17 protein-coding genes are annotated in these 18,332 nt (G+C 69.5%); 9 read left to right on the top strand and 8 right to left on the bottom strand.

Annotation, left to right across the window (positions count from 1 at the left end; translation table 11 throughout):
- Positions 1-176 precede the first annotated feature (176 nt).
- From acs to ACFWFI_RS10390, 5 genes are all read left to right on the top strand, one after another.
- Positions 177-2,144: an acetate--CoA ligase gene (gene acs / locus ACFWFI_RS10410; RefSeq protein WP_387387720.1), complete on the top strand. Its 1,968-nt coding sequence runs from the start codon at positions 177-179 to the stop codon at positions 2,142-2,144.
- A gap of 453 nt (positions 2,145-2,597) precedes the next feature.
- A complete protein-coding gene (gene nhaA / locus ACFWFI_RS10405) occupies positions 2,598-3,998 on the top strand; it encodes a Na+/H+ antiporter NhaA (protein WP_387387718.1) in 1,401 nt (466 codons plus the stop codon).
- Between the two features lie 39 nt (positions 3,999-4,037).
- The gene (locus tag ACFWFI_RS10400) at positions 4,038-4,568 is read left to right on the top strand and encodes a phage holin family protein (protein WP_387387716.1); all 531 of its coding nucleotides are present in this window, start codon (positions 4,038-4,040) and stop codon (positions 4,566-4,568) included.
- Positions 4,565-5,542, top strand: coding sequence for an alpha/beta fold hydrolase (locus tag ACFWFI_RS10395; protein ID WP_387387714.1), 978 nt, complete (start codon positions 4,565-4,567; stop codon positions 5,540-5,542). The genes ACFWFI_RS10400 and ACFWFI_RS10395 overlap by 4 nt, the downstream gene beginning before the upstream one ends.
- A gap of 105 nt (positions 5,543-5,647) precedes the next feature.
- On the top strand, positions 5,648-5,851 hold the full coding sequence (locus ACFWFI_RS10390) for a hypothetical protein (protein WP_382096052.1): 204 nt from the start codon (positions 5,648-5,650) through the stop codon (positions 5,849-5,851).
- A gap of 253 nt (positions 5,852-6,104) precedes the next feature.
- Here ACFWFI_RS10390 and ACFWFI_RS10385 read toward each other — a convergent pair whose 3' ends face one another.
- The 3 genes from ACFWFI_RS10385 to nth all read right to left on the bottom strand — a co-directional run bounded on the left by ACFWFI_RS10385 (position 6,105) and on the right by nth (position 9,163).
- Positions 6,105-7,310 carry a MarP family serine protease gene (locus tag ACFWFI_RS10385; protein WP_387387711.1) on the bottom strand — a complete coding sequence of 402 codons (1,206 nt, stop codon included), beginning with the start codon at positions 7,308-7,310 and terminating at the stop codon, positions 6,105-6,107.
- Between the two features lie 91 nt (positions 7,311-7,401).
- Positions 7,402-8,139, bottom strand: coding sequence for an NUDIX hydrolase (locus ACFWFI_RS10380; protein WP_387387709.1), 738 nt, complete (start codon positions 8,137-8,139; stop codon positions 7,402-7,404).
- A 181-nt stretch (positions 8,140-8,320) separates the two neighbouring features.
- Positions 8,321-9,163, bottom strand: coding sequence for an endonuclease III (gene nth / locus ACFWFI_RS10375; RefSeq protein WP_387387708.1), 843 nt, complete (start codon positions 9,161-9,163; stop codon positions 8,321-8,323).
- Positions 9,164-9,416: 253 nt separating this feature from the next.
- Here nth and ACFWFI_RS10370 point away from each other — a divergent pair, with 253 nt between their 5' ends.
- Positions 9,417-10,091: a Crp/Fnr family transcriptional regulator gene (locus ACFWFI_RS10370; protein WP_014046869.1), complete on the top strand. Its 675-nt coding sequence runs from the start codon at positions 9,417-9,419 to the stop codon at positions 10,089-10,091.
- Positions 10,092-10,209: 118 nt separating this feature from the next.
- Here ACFWFI_RS10370 and ACFWFI_RS10365 read toward each other — a convergent pair whose 3' ends face one another.
- The 4 genes from ACFWFI_RS10365 to ACFWFI_RS10350 form a co-directional block, all read right to left on the bottom strand.
- A complete protein-coding gene (locus ACFWFI_RS10365; protein ID WP_387387707.1) occupies positions 10,210-11,040 on the bottom strand; it encodes an MBL fold metallo-hydrolase in 831 nt (276 codons plus the stop codon).
- Complete coding sequence (locus ACFWFI_RS10360; protein ID WP_387387705.1) at positions 11,037-11,963, bottom strand: NUDIX hydrolase; 927 nt, start codon at positions 11,961-11,963, stop codon at positions 11,037-11,039. The genes ACFWFI_RS10365 and ACFWFI_RS10360 overlap by 4 nt, the downstream gene beginning before the upstream one ends.
- A 118-nt stretch (positions 11,964-12,081) precedes the next feature.
- The gene (locus ACFWFI_RS10355) at positions 12,082-12,552 is read right to left on the bottom strand and encodes a RidA family protein (RefSeq protein WP_387387703.1); all 471 of its coding nucleotides are present in this window, start codon (positions 12,550-12,552) and stop codon (positions 12,082-12,084) included.
- Positions 12,552-12,710 (bottom strand): DUF4177 domain-containing protein, encoded by a 159-nt coding sequence (locus tag ACFWFI_RS10350; protein WP_019992579.1) that lies wholly within the window; start codon positions 12,708-12,710, stop codon positions 12,552-12,554. The genes ACFWFI_RS10355 and ACFWFI_RS10350 overlap by 1 nt, the downstream gene beginning before the upstream one ends.
- 72 nt (positions 12,711-12,782) lie before the next feature.
- Here ACFWFI_RS10350 and ACFWFI_RS10345 point away from each other — a divergent pair, with 72 nt between their 5' ends.
- Together ACFWFI_RS10345 and ACFWFI_RS10340 are read left to right on the top strand one after the other, a co-directional pair.
- Positions 12,783-13,817: an ArsA family ATPase gene (locus tag ACFWFI_RS10345; protein ID WP_387387701.1), complete on the top strand. Its 1,035-nt coding sequence runs from the start codon at positions 12,783-12,785 to the stop codon at positions 13,815-13,817.
- Entirely contained in the window at positions 13,814-15,259 is a 1,446-nt protein-coding gene (locus tag ACFWFI_RS10340; protein WP_387387699.1) for an ArsA family ATPase, read from the top strand. Before ACFWFI_RS10345 ends, ACFWFI_RS10340 begins: the two co-directional genes overlap by 4 nt.
- A 40-nt stretch (positions 15,260-15,299) precedes the next feature.
- Here the strand turns inward: ACFWFI_RS10340 and ACFWFI_RS10335 are convergent, their stop codons facing one another.
- Entirely contained in the window at positions 15,300-15,665 is a 366-nt protein-coding gene (locus ACFWFI_RS10335; protein WP_387387698.1) for a WhiB family transcriptional regulator, read from the bottom strand.
- Between the two features lie 398 nt (positions 15,666-16,063).
- On the opposite strand from ACFWFI_RS10335, the gene ACFWFI_RS10330 reads away from it, so the two are divergent.
- The gene (locus ACFWFI_RS10330; protein ID WP_387387696.1) at positions 16,064-18,301 is read left to right on the top strand and encodes a transglycosylase domain-containing protein; all 2,238 of its coding nucleotides are present in this window, start codon (positions 16,064-16,066) and stop codon (positions 18,299-18,301) included.
- Positions 18,302-18,332 lie beyond the last annotated feature (31 nt).

Genomic DNA, 18,332 nt, shown 5'->3' with positions numbered 1-18,332 from the left:
CCACCCGGTCCGTGAGACCTTGTGGTCCCGCTTTCGCATCGAACAACGCTGTTTGCGAAAGCGGGGCCTTTGGCCCTCCGCGCGAGGCACAGGTCTAAACCAATTTCCGGCAGACACTTGTCACCTGGCCCGCAGCCTGATGAGCTGTCCTCCGGGACACAACGGACACCCTGGGAATGGGAGATGTCGTGAGCAACGAAAGTCTGGCCAATCTGCTCAAGGAGGAGCGGCGGTTCGCACCGCCTGCCGATCTGGCCGCGAACGCCAACGTGACAGTGGAGGCGTACGAGCAGGCCGAGGCGGACAGGCTGGGCTTCTGGGCCGAGCAGGCCCGCCGCCTGACCTGGGCCACCGAGCCGACGGAGACGCTCGACTGGAGCAACCCGCCCTTTGCGAAGTGGTTCGCCGACGGCAAGCTCAACGTCGCGTACAACTGCGTGGACCGGCATGTCGAGGCGGGCAACGGCGACCGGGTCGCGATCCACTTCGAGGGTGAGCCCGGCGACAGCCGTGCGATCACCTACGCGGAGCTGAAGGACGAAGTCTCCCGTGCGGCCAACGCACTCACCGAACTCGGTGTCGGCAGGGGAGACCGGGTCGCCGTCTACCTGCCGATGATCCCGGAGGCCGCCGTAGCGATGCTGGCCTGTGCCCGCATCGGCGCAGCGCATTCGGTGGTGTTCGGGGGTTTCTCCGCGGATGCCATCGCCGCCCGTATTCAGGATGCCGATGCCAAGGTCGTCATCACGGCCGACGGTGGTTACCGTCGCGGCAAGCCCTCTGCGCTGAAGCCGGCCGTGGATGACGCCGTCTCCCGTATCGACAGTGTCGAGCATGTTCTGGTGGTCCGGCGGACCGGTCAGGACACCGCGTGGTCGGAGGGCCGGGACGTCTGGTGGCACGAGATCACCGGCCGGCAGTCGGCCGAGCACACGCCCGAGGCGTTCGAGGCGGAGCAGCCGCTCTTCATTCTCTACACCTCGGGGACGACGGGTAAGCCGAAGGGGATCCTGCACACTTCCGGGGGTTACCTGACCCAGGCGGCGTACACGCACCATGCGGTCTTCGATCTCAAGCCCGAGTCGGATGTGTACTGGTGCACCGCCGATATCGGCTGGGTGACCGGGCACTCGTACATCGTCTACGGGCCGCTGGCCAACGGTGCGACGCAGGTCATGTACGAAGGCACGCCCGACACCCCGCACCAGGGGCGGTTCTGGGAGATCGTGCAGAAGTACGGGGTGACGATTCTCTACACCGCGCCGACCGCGATCCGTACGTTCATGAAGTGGGGGGACGACATCCCCGCGAAGTTCGATCTGTCGTCGTTGCGGGTCCTGGGTTCGGTCGGTGAGCCGATCAACCCCGAGGCCTGGATCTGGTACCGCAAGCACATCGGCGCCGACAGGTGTCCGATCGTGGACACCTGGTGGCAGACCGAGACCGGGGCCATGATGATCTCGCCGCTTCCCGGGGTCACGGAGACCAAGCCCGGCTCCGCCCAGCGGGCCCTGCCCGGCATCTCCGCCACCGTGGTCGACGACGAGGCCAACGAGGTGGCGAACGGCGGGGGCGGCTATCTCGTCCTCACCGAGCCGTGGCCGTCGATGCTCCGCACCATCTGGGGCGACGACCAGCGCTTCCTCGACACCTACTGGTCCCGCTTCGAGGGCAAGTACTTCGCGGGCGACGGTGCCAAGAAGGACGAGGACGGTGACATCTGGCTGCTCGGCCGGGTCGACGACGTCATGCTCGTGTCCGGGCACAACATCTCCACCACCGAGGTCGAGTCGGCTCTCGTGTCGCACCCCTCGGTCGCCGAGGCCGCCGTGGTCGGTGCCAACGACGAGACGACCGGCCAGGCCATCGTCGCCTTCGTGATCCTCCGCGGCACCGCCACCGCCTCCGACGAACTGGTCGCCGAGCTGCGCAACCACGTCGGCACCACACTCGGACCGATCGCCAAACCCAAGCGCGTCCTGCCCGTCGCCGAACTGCCCAAGACCCGCTCCGGCAAGATCATGCGCCGCCTGCTGCGCGACGTCGCCGAGAACCGCGAACTGGGCGACGTCACGACGCTCACGGATTCCTCGGTCATGTCCCTCATCCAGACCCAGCTGCCCTCCGCTTCGTCCGAGGACTAGACGGACAGGGACCGACAGGGAAGGACAAGGACGGACCAGGAGGACCTAGGGAGGACGGACAGCGACAAGCCCGGGCCTTGAGCGGTCCGCCAGCACGCCTTCGAGGGGCACCCGGAAGCAACCCGGGTGCCCCTCCGGGCAACCGGGGCCCAAGTACCCTTCCGGCAGCCTGAGGGGCGGGGCGGAAGGGCAGAGAAAGGCGGACACGGAGACGGGGCACCGGAGCACACCGCCGGGCGGCGCGATCCGGATCCGTATACGTTTCCGATGCCCCAGGTAGAGTGGTGATCTCGTCAGGCGGAGCACATCGGCATAATCACGTGCCCGCCGGCACGTAAGCGCGAGGACTCAGCGACAACGACACAAAAATCTTCACAGGGGCGCCGGGAAGTCTGGTCGGCATGTGTATCCGCCATGCCGCCACTGCCGTAATCCGACCCGGAGGTCTCCCTCGTGGCCCCGCCCGTTCCCCCTTCCGGCCGCCGCACCCTGCTCGGCCGGCTTTCCCTCCCCGAGCGCAACTACGTCGCGGAGGCCCTGCGCACCGAGACGGTCGGCGGCGTCATCCTGCTGGCCGCGGCCGTTGCCGCGCTGATCTGGGCAAACACCTTCGGCTCCTCCTACGCTTCTGTCAGCCGTTTCCACTTCGGCCCCGAGGCGCTGGGGCTCCATCTCTCGGTGTCCCACTGGGCGGCCGACGGACTGCTCGCCGTCTTCTTCTTCGTCGCGGGCGTCGAACTGAAGCGGGAGCTGGTCGCCGGTGAACTCCGCGACCCCCGGGCCGCGGCTCTGCCCGTCGCGGCGGCACTCTGCGGCATGGCCGTCCCCGCCGTCGTCTATACGGTGGCCGCTGCGCTGGGAGGCGGGTCCCTAGCCGGCTGGGCCGTTCCCACCGCCACCGACATCGCGTTCGCGCTCGCCGTCCTCGCGGTCATCGGTACGTCGCTGCCGGCGGCACTTCGCGCCTTCCTGCTGACGCTCGCCGTGGTCGACGACCTCTTCGCCATCCTCATCATCGCGGTCTTCTTCACCGAGGACATCGACTTCCTGGCACTCGGCGGCGCGTTCCTGGGTCTGGCCGTGTTCTTCGTGCTGCTGCGCACGGGCGTACGGGGTTGGTACATCTATCTGCCGCTCGCCCTGGTCATCTGGGCGCTGATGTACAACAGCGGCGTCCACGCCACGATCGCGGGCGTCGCCATGGGCCTCATGCTGCGCTGCACCAGGCGCGAGGGAGAGACGCACTCCCCGGGGGAACACATCGAGCACCTGGTGCGCCCGCTGTCGGCCGGCGTCGCGGTCCCGCTGTTCGCACTCTTCTCGGCCGGTGTCACCCTCAAGGGCGATGCCCTGGCCGGCGTCTTCACCCGGCCCGAAACGCTCGGGGTGGTGCTCGGTCTGGTCGTCGGCAAGACCATCGGCATCTTCGGCGGCACCTGGCTCGTCACCCGCTTCACCAAGGCCGAGCTGAACAAGGACCTCGCCTGGGCGGATGTCTTCGCGGTGGCCACACTGGCCGGCATCGGATTCACCGTTTCGCTGCTCATCGGGGAGCTCGCCTTCACCGGCGACGAGGACATGATCAACGACGTCAAGGCCTCGGTCCTCATCGGTTCCCTGATTGCCGCCGTACTCTCCGGTGTACTGCTCAAACTGCGGGTACGCAGATACAGGACGCTGTACGAGGCCGAGGAACTCGACGCGGACGAATCGGGGGTGCCCGACGTCTACGAGCAGGACGACCCGGAGTACCACCTGCGCATGGCCGCGATCCACGAGAAGAAGGCTGCCGAACACCGCCGCCTTGCCGAACGGGCGGGGGCAGCGAGCAGCAAGCCGGACAGTCCGGCATGATCTGACATCGGATGTACGGAAGAGGAGAGGGAGTCAGGGATGAGCGACCCCGGCAACTACGCGGGCAGCACCGACCGTAGTCTCGGACAGCTGTTCGCTTCGGCCACCGCTGAAATGTCCGCGCTGGTGCACGACGAGATCGCCCTGGCCAAGGCCGAGGTACGTCAGGACGTCAAGCGCGGCGTGATCGGCAGCGTGGCATTCATCGTCACGGGTGTCCTGATCCTGTTCGCGATCCCCGTGCTGAGCTTCGCCGCGGCCTACGGGATCCACAATCTGGGACTCGGTCTCGCCTGGTCGTTCCTGATCGTCGGCGGTGCGTTCATCCTGCTGGGGATCCTGCTCGCCCTCTTCGGGCTCGCCAAGTTCAAGAAGGTCAAGCCGCCGGAGAAGTCCATCGCTTCGGCCAAGCAGACCGCGGCGGTCCTGCAGGGCGTCAAGCCGCACCCCCGCCCCGTCGTCAGCGCGCGTGCGATCGAGCCGGCGCAGGGCAGCACACTCGCGGACAGGGCCATCGAGAACCGCCCTGTCCAGGACAAGGCGGTCTCTGTGACACGCTCGTCCACATGACCGACCCCGATTTCAGCGCATCCGGCCCGGTGGGGCCGCTGGGACCGGCTGCCGGTTCCGGCAGCCCCGTCCGCCTCGACGGGCCGTGGACCCACCGTGATGTGGCGGCCAACGGCGCACGCTTCCACATCGCCGAGCTCGGCGACGGGCCGCTGGTGCTGCTGCTGCACGGTTTCCCGCAGTTCTGGTGGACCTGGCGCCATCAGCTGACCGCCCTGGCCGACGCCGGGTACCGAGCGGTCGCGATGGACCTCCGCGGGGTCGGCGGCAGCGACCGTACGCCCCGGGGCTACGACCCCGCGAACCTGGCGCTCGACGTCACCGGAGTCATCCGCTCGCTCGGCGAGCCGGACGCGGCGCTGGTGGGTCACGACATGGGCGGCTATCTCGCCTGGACGGCGGCCGTGATGCGGCCGAAGCTGGTGCGGCGGCTCGTGGTGTCGTCGATGCCGCACCCCCGCCGCTGGCGCTCTTCGATGCTGTCCGACCTCGCACAGTCCCGGGCGGGCTCGCACATCTGGGGTTTCCAGCGCCCCTGGGTCCCGGAGCGTCAGCTCGTCGCGGACGACGCGGCGTTGGTGGCCCGGATGATCCGCGACTGGTCGGGGCCGCGCACCCAGGAGTTCCCGGACGACGCGACGGTGGACGTCTACCGGCGCGCGATGTGCATCCCGTCGACGGCGCACTGCTCGATCGAGCCGTACCGCTGGATGGTGCGCTCCCTGGCGCGTCCGGACGGCGTCCAGTTCAACCGGCGGATGAAGCGCCCGGTGCGTGTACCGACGCTGCATCTCCACGGCTCGCTCGACCCGGCGATCCGGACCCGTAGTTCCGCGGGGTCCGGCGAGTACGTCGAGGCACCGTACCGGTGGCGACTTTTCGACGGTCTGGGGCACTTCCCCCACGAGGAGGATCCGGTCGGCTTCTCGACCGAACTCATCAACTGGCTCAAGGACCCCGAGCCCGACCGGTAGTCGATGGGCACACGTGTCCGACGAACAGCCAATTGCCTGCCGCATAAGCCAATTGGCTGACTCACGCACGATTACCGACCTTGGGTCACGGGCAGACGTCGGGGTATGGGCTGGACGCGCGACTTCAATGACGCAGCACGCAACCGCCGCTCGACCGCTCCTGCTGGTCCGAGCATTCACGAGGGGGGCGGCTCCCTGAGCCGGGTGCACGATGTGAGCGATTTCCATGATCTCCGGCTGGGCATTCCGCGTATTCTCCACCGCCGGGCCCGCTGGGTCTCGGCGCGTCTGCGCCATCCCCGTGGATGACGCGGGGGCGGCCGGACAACACGCCACGCGCCGGTGTCCGGGCCGGTTGAGGCCCGGGAACCGGCCCGTACGCGACATCTGTACGGAAGCGGCCGGTGGCCCGGGGGCCCTGGCCTCCACCTGACACCCGCACCCGCACCCGCCGGAGCCAAGCACTCTCCGTCCGGGGCATTCGGCCGTACCTGCCCGCGCCACGCGGGGCCACCGGGCGCGGGCCGTGCGACCGCGTCCGGACGGAGCCGGACGCAGGGCCTCAGAGCGCGCAGCCCTGGCTGTCGACCTGCTGCGCCGTGGACTTGCCGAGTTCGATGTCCTCGCGGATCTCGTCGGCCGTCAGCGCGTAACCCGTGTCCGGGTCGTCGAGTGACTTGGCGAACACCACTCCGTACACCTTTCCGTCCGGAGTGAGCAGCGGGCCGCCGGAGTTGCCCTGGCGGACGGTCGCGAACAACGAGTACACATCACGGCGCACCGTGCCCCGGTGGTAGATGTCCGGGCCGTCGGCGTCGATACGGCCACGGATGCGTGCGGAGCGTACGTCGTAGGCGCCGTTCTCCGGGAAGCCCGCGACGATGGCGCTGTCCCCGCTCCCCGCGTCCTTGTCGGTGTCGGTGAAGCGCAGCGGCTCGGCGTCCAGGTCAGGCACGTCCAGTACGGCGATGTCCCGCTGCCAGTCGTAGAGGACGACCTTGGCGTCGTACAGCCGGCCCTCGCCGCCGATCTGGATGGTCGGTTCGTCGACGCCGCCGACCACGTGGGCGTTGGTCATCACACGGCGGTCGGAGAAGACGAAACCGGTTCCTTCGAGGACCTTGCCGCAGCCCGGCGCCATGCCGACGACCTTGACGATGGACTTCTTGGCACGGGCAGCGACGGGACTCCCGGCCAGCGCCGGGTCCGGGGGCTCGACCTCGGTGATGGGCTCGTTGGCGAAGGGGCTGAAGACCTGCGGGAAGCCGTTCTGCGCGAGGACGGAGGAGAAGTCCGTGAACCAGTTGGAGGCCTGAGCGGGCATCACCCGGGAGACCCCGAGCAGCACCGAGGAACTGCGGACCTCCTTGCCCAGTGTCGGCAGCGACGTACCGGCCAGCGCGGAGCCGATCAGCCAGGCCACCAGGAGCATGGCCACCACGTTGACCAGGGAGCCGCCGGTGGCGTCCAGCGCGCGCGCCGGCGACCACGTGATGTACCGGCGGAGCTTGTTGCCGAGGTGGGTGGTGAACGCCTGGCCCACGGAGGCGCACACGATCACGATCACGACCGCGACGATGGCGGCGGTGGAGGAGACTTCCGACCCGTCGGTCACCTGGTCCCAGATGACCGGCAGCAGGTAGACGGCCACGAGGCCGCCCCCCAGGAAGCCGATCACGGACAGGATGCCGACGACGAAACCCTGGCGGTAGCCGATGACCGCGAACCACACGGCGCCGACGAGCAGCAGGATGTCCAGCACGTTCACCGTCTATAGCCTCGCAGATTCGTCACCTGGCCCGTCCGGTTCAACGGGGTCCGGGCCAGGCCCGGAACAGCGCAGCACGGGAGTCAGCCTGTCATGCGCGCCAGTCGAGCGGCACCTGTCTGGTCCTGTCCCAGGGGCGTTCCCACCCTGCGTAGTGCACAATCCTGTCGATCACACCGGCTGTGAATCCCCAGACCAGTGCGGATTCGACCAGAAATGCGGGGCCTCGGTGGCCGCTCGGATGGACGGCCGTCGCGCGGTTGGCCGGATCCGTGAGATCCGCCACGGGGGCGGTGAAGACCCGGGCCGTCTCGGCCGGATCGACGACACCCACCGGGCTCGGCGTCCGCCACCAGCCGAGGACGGGCGTGACCACGAAGCCGCTCACCGGGATGTAGAGCCGGGGCAGCACCCCGAAGAGCTGGACACCGCTCGGGTCGAGTCCGGTCTCCTCCTCGGCCTCCCGCAGAGCGGCCCTGAGCGGTCCGGTGGTCGTGTGGTCGCCGTCCTCGGGATCGAGGGAGCCGCCGGGGAAGGACGGCTGGCCGGCGTGGGAGCGCAGGGTCCCGGAACGCTCCATCAGGAGCAGCTCGGGGCCGCGCTCGCCCTCGCCGAAGAGGATCAGGACGGCGGACTGGCGCCCGGCCCCGCTCTCCGGCGGCAGGAAACGGCTGAGCTGCTGGGCCTGGACGGTCCGCGCCGCCCGGGCGACGGGCTCGAGCCAGCCCGGCAGGCCGTCGGCCGAGACGGTGAGCGCGCTGTCGTGGGGCTCGCCCGTCCCGTCGGTGGCCGCGTCCGTCGCGGCCCGTGTGCTCTGTGCGTGCGTCATGGGCACCCCCGTCGTTCCAACGCCTGTCGTCGGCCATTTCGTTCCGCACGGGCCCGCCCCGCGGCCCGGGGCCGGCGCCGCTCGTCCCTCGCACACTCCGGCCGGGACAGGCCCTCCCCGGCTCGCGCACCCGCAGGCCGGGGACGGCGCCGCTCGGACCGCGCGCTCGCAGGACGGCCGCTCACCCGGCTCCCAGCGGCGGGGCGGGGCTGCCCGGATAGTCCGGGGGCGGGCTGAGGCGCTGGCCCGGATAGCCGCCCATCTCGTACTTCAGGAGCTTCTTCGCCTTCTCGGGATCCGTCTCGCCCTCCCCGTAGGCGGGACAGAGGGCCGCGATCGGACAGGCGCCGCAGGCGGGTTTGCGGGAGTGGCAGATGCGGCGGCCGTGGAAGACGACACGGTGCGAGAGCATCGTCCACTCGCTCTTCGGGAAGATCGCGGCGATCTCCGCCTCGACCTTCTCCGGGTCCTCCTGCTCGGTCCACTTCCAGCGGCGGACCAGCCGGCCGAAGTGGGTGTCCACCGTGATGCCGGGCACGCCGAACGCGTTGCCGAGGACGACGTTGGCCGTCTTGCGGCCGACACCCGGCAGCTTCACGAGATCCGCCAGCCGGCCGGGGACCTCTCCGCCGAAGTCGTCCCGAAGAGCGGCCGACAGGCCCATGAGGGACCGCGCCTTGGCCCGGAAGAAGCCGGTCGGCCGGATGATCTCCTCCAGCTTCTCGGGAACGGCGGCGGCCATGTCCTCGGGTGTCGGGTAGGCGGCGAATAGCGCCGGGGTGGTCTGGTTGACCCTCAGGTCGGTGGTCTGGGCGGAAAGAACCGTGGCCACCAGGAGCTCGAAGGGATTGCGGAAATCCAGCTCGGGGTGGGCGTACGGATAGACCTCGGCCAGCTCGCGGTTGATCCTGCGGGCACGGCGGACCATCGCGAGGTGCGACTCCTGCTTCGCGGGCTTGCCCGACGCCGCTCCCGTCGAGCGATTTGCGGCATTTTTCTTACCTCGTACACCCTGTTCGCCCACAGCGGAATTCCTGTCTCCCGACACCCCATCAGCCCCCTCGGCCTGCGCTCTCACCGGCGTTCCGGACACCCGGCCAGCCTAGAGCCAGGGGCTGACATCCGCCCCGGTCACCGCACATCCACGCCCAATCGGCCCCCTGCCGTAGGGTCCGGCACGCCCGTGCGTCAAACTGGTTTGTGATCGATCGCACTGTTTTACCGTCCGGCATCATGGAAACCACCCTTCCCTGAACAGGCCGACAAGGAGAGAACTCGTGGACGACGTTCTGCGGCGCGCCCCGCTTTTCGCGGCGCTCGATGACGAGCAGGCCGCGGAGCTCCGCGCCTCGATGAGTGAGGTGACCCTCGCACGCGGCGACGCGCTGTTCCACGAGGGCGACCCGGGCGACCGCCTGTACGTGGTCACCGAGGGCAAGGTGAAGCTCCACCGCACCTCTCCCGACGGGCGGGAGAACATGCTGGCCGTCCTCGGCCCCGGCGAGCTGATCGGGGAGCTGTCGCTCTTCGACCCGGGCCCGCGCACCGCGACCGCGACCGCGCTCACCGAGGTCAAGCTCCTCGGCCTCGGTCACGGGGACCTCCAGCCCTGGCTGAACGCACGGCCCGAGGTGGCCACCGCGCTGCTGCGCGCCGTCGCCCGGCGCCTGCGCAAGACGAACGACCAGATGTCCGACCTGGTCTTCTCCGATGTGCCGGGACGCGTCGCCCGGGCGCTCCTCGACCTGTCGCGCCGCTTCGGCGTGCAGTCGGAGGAGGGCATCCACGTCGTGCACGACCTGACCCAGGAAGAGCTGGCCCAGTTGGTCGGCGCCTCCCGCGAGACGGTCAACAAGGCACTCGCGGACTTCGCGGGCCGCGGCTGGCTGCGGCTCGAGGCGCGCGCCGTGATCCTGCTGGACGTGGAGCGGCTGGCGAAGCGGTCCCGCTGACCCCTCCGCCGCACACGCGGTCGCCGGACGACCGTGACCGGCCGCCGATGGACGCAGCCGTCGAAAAGGCCCCACCGACCGGTGGGGCCTTTCGCGTGCGTTCCCTGACCGGTTCGGTTCAGATCAGTCCGTGCTCGGCCAGGTACTCCAACTGGGCCCTCACCGACAGCTCCGCCGCGGGCCAGAGGGAGCGGTCCACATCCGCGTACACCGCCGCCACGACCTCGGCAGGCGTCCGGTGGCCCGCCTCCACGGCCGTCTCGACCTGAGCCAGGCGGTGTGCACGGTGAGCCAGGTAGAACTCGACGGCGCCCTGCGCGTCCTCCAGCACCGGTCCGTGCCCCGGGAGCACCGTGTGCACCCCGTCGTCGACCGTCAGCGAACGCAGCCGCCGCAGGGTGTCCAGGTAGTCGCCGAGGCGGCCGTCCGGGTGGGCGACGAGGGTGGTGCCGCGCCCGAGGATCGTGTCGCCCGTCAGCACCGCCCGGTCGGCGGGCAGATGGAAGGAGAGCGAGTCCGCGGTGTGCCCCGGGGTGGGGACGACCCGGAGTTCGAGCCCTCCTGTGGTGATCACGTCGCCGGCCGTGAGTCCCTCGTCGCCCAGGCGCAGCGCCACGTCCAGGGCACGCACCTTCGTCCCGGTGAGCTCGGCGAAGCGGGAGGCGCCCTCCGCGTGGTCGGGGTGCCCGTGAGTGAGCAGGGTGAGGCCGACGCGCCGGCCCGCCCTCTCCACGGTGTCGATGACGGCCCGCAGATGTACGTCGTCGAGCGGCCCCGGGTCGATCACGACCGCGAGGTCGGAGCCCGGTTCCGCGACGATCCAGGTGTTCGTGCCGTCCAGCGTCATCGCCGAGGCGTTGGGCGCCAGGACGTTGACCGTACGGGTGGTGGCGGGTCCGGAGAGGACCCCGCCGCGGGGCTGTCCGGGCAGTGCGGCCGCTTCGCTCATGCGGAGTTCCCGTCCGTGCCGTCGTCCGTGGAGGGGGCGGCGGGGCCACCTGCCGTCGGGACGTGTTTGGTGAACTCGTCGTGCCCCGGCCAGCTCAGAACCAGCTCGTCACCCTCCATACGGGCCTCTGCCAGCACGGGAGCAAGGCTCTGGGAGGCTGCCGCCTCCAACGCCTCCGCGGCCGTCCCGTACGGCCTCAGCGCCCGCAGGGTGGCCACGGTGGGCGGCATCATCAGCAGCTCGCCCTTGTCGTAACCGTCGGCGGCGTCACCGGGCCGGATCCACACCGTCCGGTCGGCCTCGGTGGAGACGTTCCGGGTGCGCTGCCCCTTCGGGAGCACGGCGACGAAGAACCAGGTGTCGTAGCGCCTTGGTTCGAAGGCCGGGGTGATCCAGCGCGCCCACGCGCCCAGCAGGTCGGAGCGCAGCACCAGGCCCCGGCGGTCCAGGAACCCGGCGAAGGACAGGTCCCGGGCGACGAGCGCCTCACGGTCGGCCTCCCAGTCGGCACCCGTGGTGTCGCTCACGACTGTGTCGCCGCTCGGCCCGGCCAGCAGGACGCCGGCCTCCTCGTACGTCTCACGGACCGCGGCGCAGACGACTGCCTGCGCCTCGGCGGCCGTGTCGACGCCCAGCCGGCCGGCCCAGGTCTCCAGGGACGGTCCCGCCCAGCCCACGAGGTGGTCGTCGTCGCGCGGGTCGACCCCGCCACCCGGATAGGCGTACGCACCGCCGGCAAAGGCCATGGAGGTCCGCCGGCGCAGCATGTGGACGGAGGGACCGGCTGCCTCCGGCCCCGGCTTGTCGTCCCGGAGCAGCATCACCGTGGCCGCACGCCTGGGGGGCACGGCTGTCAGCTCGCCGCTGTCGAGGGCCCGGATCCGGTCGGGCCATTCCGGTGGGTACCACTGACCGTTGGACATGGCCGGAGGCTATCCGGAACCGCGCCGATGTTCGAGGGGTCCCCGACGCAATACCTGCCCCTTACACCCACGATCCCGCCCGGTCGTGGGACCGGGCGGGATCGTGGGTGTACGGGACTCAGGCGTCGACGAGCTCGACCTGGACCTCGACCTCCACCGGTGCGTCCAGCGGCAGCACGGCTACGCCCACGGCGCTGCGCGCGTGCACGCCCTTGTCGCCCAGGACCGCGCCCAGGAGCTCGCTCGCACCGTTGACGACTCCCGGCTGCCCGGTGAAGTCGGCGGCCGAGGCTACGAACCCCACGACCTTCACAACACGTGCGATCCGGTCCAGGTCACCGGCGACCGACTTCACTGCTGCCAGGGCGTTCAGCGCGCAGGTCTTCGCCAGCTCCTTGGCCTCGTCCGCCGTCACCTCGGCGCCGACCTTGCCGGTCACCGCGAGCTGGCCGTCCACCATCGGGAGCTGGCCCGAGGTGTAGACGTACAACCCGGACCGCACGGCCGGCTGGTAGGAGGCCAGCGGCGGGACGACGTCCGGAAGCGTCAGGCCGAGCTCGGCGAGCTTCGCCTCGACGGCGCCCGCCACTACGGCTTCTCCCGCTTCAGGTAGGCCACGAGCTGCTCGGGGTTGTTCGGGCCGGGAACGACCTGGACCAGCTCCCAGCCGTCCTCGCCCCAGGTGTCCAGAATCTGCTTGGTCGCGTGCACGAGAAGGGGCACGGTCGCGTATTCCCACTTGGTCATGCAGCCGACTGTAATGCCTGGCACATGCGGCCTCGTGCGTAGCCTGCCTGCCGACTGGTTAGGCTCGAAGACGTGAGCAGGTTCCAGGTCGTCAGCGGCAAGGGCGGGACCGGTAAGACCACGGTCGCCGCCGCACTCGCGCTCGCCCTCGCGACCGAGGGCAGGCGCACCCTCCTCGTCGAGGTCGAGGGCAGACAGGGCATCGCCCAGCTCTTCGAGTCCGATGCCCTCCCCTACGAGGAACGCAGGATCGCCGTGGCGCCCGGCGGCGGCGAGGTCCACGCACTGGCGATCGACGCCGAGCGCGCGCTCCTGGACTACCTCCAGATGTTCTACAAGCTGGGGAGTGCGGGCCGGGCTCTGAAGAAGCTCGGCGCGATCGACTTCGCCACCACCATCGCCCCGGGCGTCCGGGACGTCCTGCTGACCGGCAAGGCGTGCGAGGCCGTACGCCGCAAGGACAAGCAGGGCAGGTTCGTCTACGACTACGTGATCATGGACGCGCCCCCCACCGGCCGCATCACCCGCTTCCTCAACGTGAACGACGAGGTGGCGGGACTGGCGCGGATCGGCCCGATACACAATCAGGCGCAGGCCGTGATGCGGGTCCTGAAGTCGCCCGAGACCGCGGTCCATCTGGTGACGCTCCTGGAGGAGATGCCGGTCCAGGAGACCGCGGACGGCATCGCCGAGCTGCGGGCCGCGGAACTGCCCGTGGGCCGGGTCGTGGTGAACATGGTGCGGCCCCATCTGCTGGACGAGGACGCTCTGCGCACGGCGTCGGGGGGCCGCCGCAAGGAGATCGCGAAGGCGCTCACCCGAGCCGGTGTGACAGGTTCCGCCGGGCTGGTACGACCGCTGGTCGCGCAGGCCGCCGAGCATGCCCAGCGGGTCGGCCTCGAGCGTGAGCAGCGCGCGGTGCTGGCCGGGCTCGGACTGCCCTTGGCCGAGCTCCCGCTGATGAGCGAGGGAGTGACCCTGTCCGCGCTGAACGAGCTGGCGGAGGAGTTCCGCAAACAAGGTGTCGGCGACGAGACCGCGGACGCGGCGGGGCAGGCGCCCCGGGGCGGGAAGCGACGCGGCTCCGGACGAGGGGTGGGGTCATGACGCTGAGCACGGGCATCGCACCGGGACTGGAGACCGACGCGCTCCTGGACGACCCGGAGATCCGTATCGTCGTGTGCTGCGGCTCCGGGGGCGTGGGCAAGACCACGACCGCGGCGGCGCTCGGGGTGCGGGCGGCCGAGCGAGGCCGCAAGGTCGTCGTCCTGACCATCGACCCCGCCCGCCGGCTCGCCCAGTCCATGGGCATCGACCGGCTGGACAACATCCCGCGCCGGGTCGAGGACATCGACGGCGAGGGCGAACTGCACGCCATGATGCTCGACATGAAGCGCACCTTCGACGAGACCGTCGAGGCGCACACGGATGCCGAGCGGGCCCGCGCGATCCTGGAGAACCCCTTCTACCAGTCGCTGTCGGCCGGGTTCGCGGGCACGCAGGAGTACATGGCGATGGAGAAGCTCGGGCAGCTGAGGGCGCGCGACGAGTGGGACCTGATCATCGTCGACACCCCGCCGTCCCGTTCCGCTCTGGACTTCCTGGACGCGCCGAAACGTCTCGGCTCCTTCCTGGACGGGAAGTTCATCCGGCTGCTGATCGCCCCGGCGAAGATCGGCGGGCGGGCCGGGATGAAATTCCTCAACGTCGGGATGTCGATGATGACGGGGACGCTCGGCAAGCTGCTCGGCGGTCAATTCCTGCGCGACGTACAGACCTTCGTCGCGGCGATGGACTCCATGTTCGGCGGATTCCGTACCCGGGCCGACGCGACGTACAAGCTGCTCCAGGCACCCGGTACGGCGTTCCTCGTGGTGGCGACGCCGGAGCGGGACGCGCTGCGCGAGGCCGCGTACTTCGTGGAGCGGCTGGCCGCGGAGGAGATGCCGCTGGCCGGCCTGGTCCTCAACCGGGTGCACGGCAGCGAGGCCTCACGGCTCTCCGAGGAGCGGGCGCTGGCAGCCGCAGAAAATCTTGAAGGCAGCGGCATTGTGGATCAGACGGCCGGGAAGGCTGGCCTTGGTGACCCGGCGGACCCGGTGGCCGCCACCTCTCCCGAAGCCCCGGAGTCGCCACTCTCCCCCGAGCGCAGCAACGAGCCCGCACCGCACGATCCACCACAGCAGGAGCCGCCCCAGCACGACCGGACGTCGCGCACCCCCGAGCCGCACGGCCGTGGCCGGAAGTCGACTGACCCTTCCGTGCCACCCACGGAAGCGGACGGGCAAGACACACCCACCGCGGACGCCGTGTCCGTCGAGGTATCCGTCGAGCAGCTGACCGCAGGTCTGTTGCGGCTGCACGCCGAGCGGATGCAGGTCGTCGCGCGCGAGCAGCACACACGCGACCGCTTCACCACGCACCACCCCGAGGTCCCGGTGACCGAGGTGGCCGCGCTGCCGGGTGACGTGCACGACCTCTCAGGCCTCAGGGCCATCGGAGAACTGCTCGCGACCGGTTCCGCTTCTGCACCGGCCGGAGCTGCATAGGACCACCCCAGGGCCTCCCCCACAGGCAGCCCGAGTGCCACTACCCCACGGCGGCGAACGTCTCGTGCAGTTCGTCGTCGTGCAGTTCGTCGTCGTCCAGGCCCACCGCTGCGGGCAGCAAGCCCGTGGACCGCTCGTATTCACTGCGCGCGGTCTCCAGCAGGCGACGCCAGGACGTCACGGTCGGCCGCCGGCGCAGCAGTGCGCGGCGCTCCCGCTCCGTCATCCCGCCCCACACGCCGAACTCGACGCGATTGTCCAGCGCGTCGGCCAGGCACTCGGTCCGCACCGGACATCCGGTGCACACCGCCTTGGCCCTGTTCTGCGCTGCCCCTTGTACGAACAATTCATCCGGATCGGTAGTGCGGCAGGCTGCCTGCGCACTCCAGTCGGTTACCCAGCCCATCCCGGCGCCGTCCTCTCCCGAATCGAGGCTCCCCCACGGCGGTAGCGGCATATTCACCGCTGCCAGTTGAGGACGTTACGGAAGGTGGCGACAGCACAACACCCCCTTCGGGCCCAATCTTGAATGGCCCGAACGGACTATGCGTACGCGGCAGATCACCCAGAGGAGTGATGCGAGGACATGCGCGACTATCCCGAAAGAATCGGGACAGAAACCCCAAGTCGCAACGGACATTCAGCAACATAAGAGGCGAATTCGGGAACGCCTCGACGGGTGGCTGAATTCCACTGAGGACCGTGCAGGGGGGTTGATACAAAATCGGACTGCTGTGACAGTTGAGAGCAGCTTAGGCCAAGGCCTATACGCGTGTCCGGCGAATGAGAACGTAGGCTGCCCCCATGCCAAAGAAGCGCTCAGGCGGGGGTCTGACGACGACCCAGCAGGCCGCCAAGTTCCTCGGTGTCGCCGCGCTCTCCGGAGCTGTGCTGGCAGGCATCGCGCTGCCGGCCGCCGGCGCACTCGGGCTCGCAGCCAAGGGGACGGTCGAGGGATTCGACGAGATCCCTTCCAACCTCAAGACTCCGCCGCTGAGCCAGCGGACCACGATCCTGGACAACGAGGGCGGCGCGATCGCCACGGTGTACTCGCGTGACCGCACCGTCGTCCCGCTCAAGGACATCTCGCCGTACATGCAGGACGCGATCATCGCGATCGAGGACTCACGCTTCTACGAGCACGGCGCGGTCGACCTCAAGGGCATCCTGCGCGCGATGAACCGCAACGTGCAGGAGGGCGGCGCCGCGCAGGGCGCATCGACGCTCACTCAGCAGTACGTGAAGAACGTCTTCGTCGAGGAGGCGGGCGACGACCCGGACAAGGTCGCCGAGGCGACCCAGCAGACCCTGGGCCGCAAGGTCCGGGAGCTGAAGTACGCGATCCAGGTCGAGGAAGAGCTCGGCAAGAAGAAGATCCTGGAGAACTACCTCAACATCACGTTCTTCGGGCAGCAGGCCTACGGCGTCGAGGCCGCCTCCCAGCGCTACTTCTCGAAGCACGCCAAGGACCTGAAGGTGGAGGAGGCGGCCATGCTCGCCGGCCTCGTCCAGTCGCCGACCCGCTACGACCCGGTCAACGACGCGGAGGAGGCGACCAAGCGTCGCAACACCGTGCTCGAGCGCATGGCCGCCGTCGGCAGCATCTCCCGGACCGAGGCCGACGAGGCCATCGCCGCCCCCCTCGAGCTGAAGGTCAGCAAGCCGAAGAACGGCTGCATCACGGCCGTCAGCGGCGCCGGATTCTTCTGCGACTACGTACGCAAGACCATCCTGACCGACCCGACCTTCGGGAAGACCGAGGAGGAGCGCGCCAAGCTCTGGAACCTCGGCGGTCTGACCGTCAGGACCACGCTCTCACCGCGCGCGCAGAAGGCGGCCGACGACGCCGCGACCTCGAAGGTCTACAAGGACGACAAGGTCGCCGCCTCGGTGGTGCAGGTCGAGCCCGGCACCGGCAAGATCCTCTCGATGGGCCAGTCCAGGCCGTACGGCCTGGACCAGAAGAAGAACGAGACGGTCCTCAACCTCGGCGTCAGCAACAAGATGGGCGGCAGCACCTACGGCTTCCAGGTCGGTTCGACCTTCAAGCCGATCACCGCCGCCGCCGCCCTGGAGAAGGGCATCAGCCCGGCGGAGAGCTACGCCACCGACTGGAAGATCTCGCTGCCGCTGAACTCCTTCCGTACCTGTGCGGGCGCCCCGACCGGCAGCAGCAACTGGGACCTGCAGAACGAGATGGAGTCCGAAAAGGGCAGCTGGGACATGACGAGCGCGCTCGGCAAGTCCATCAACACCTACTTCGCCAAGCTCGAGCAGAAGGCCGGGCTCTGCGAGACGGTCGAGATGGCCAAGAAGACCGGCTACGAGCGGGGCGACGGCAAGGAGATCGAGGAGCACGCCTCGATCACCCTCGGCGGCGAGGTGAGCACCCCGCTCTCGATGGCCTCCGTGTACGCCACGTTCGCCAACCGGGGCACGTACTGCTCGCCCGTCGCCATCGAGTCGATCACCGACGCCAACGACAAGAAGATCGGCGTACCGAAGACCGAGTGCTCCCGCGCGATGAGCGAGCCGACGGCGGACACGATCAGCCAGATGCTCAAGGGCGTGGTCGAGGACGGCACCGGCACCCTGGCCGGTCTCACCGACCGCGACAACGCGGGCAAGACGGGTACGACGAACGACCGCCTCGACGCCTGGTTCGTCGGCTACACCCCGAACCTCTCCACCGCGGTCTGGGTGGGCGACGACATCGGCGCGAAGACCACCAAGATGTACAACATCAACATCGGTGGCCAGTACTACGACAAGGTCTGCGGTGGCTGTCTTCCCGGTCCCATCTGGAAGACAGCGATGACCGGCGCGCTCAATGCCTCGGAGACCCCGTCCTTCCACCCGATCTCGGTGCCCCGCGCCAAGGAGAAGGCGAAGGACAAGGAGAAGGACAAGGGCCGCGACCAGGACACCGGTGGCGGCGGGAACGACAACGGCAAGCCCGCCGACCCCATCGGCGGAATCACCCTGCCGCCCGGCATCATCGGCGGGAACGACGGTGGCGGGCGCGGTGGCAACGGTCCCTGACCGTCCGGGTCACGCGACGACGACATGAATG

This window comes from Streptomyces sp. NPDC060209, assembly GCF_042728155.1.
Taxonomy (GTDB): Bacteria; Actinomycetota; Actinomycetes; order Streptomycetales; family Streptomycetaceae; genus Streptomyces.
This window is presented reverse-complemented; position numbering and strand designations above follow the sequence as displayed.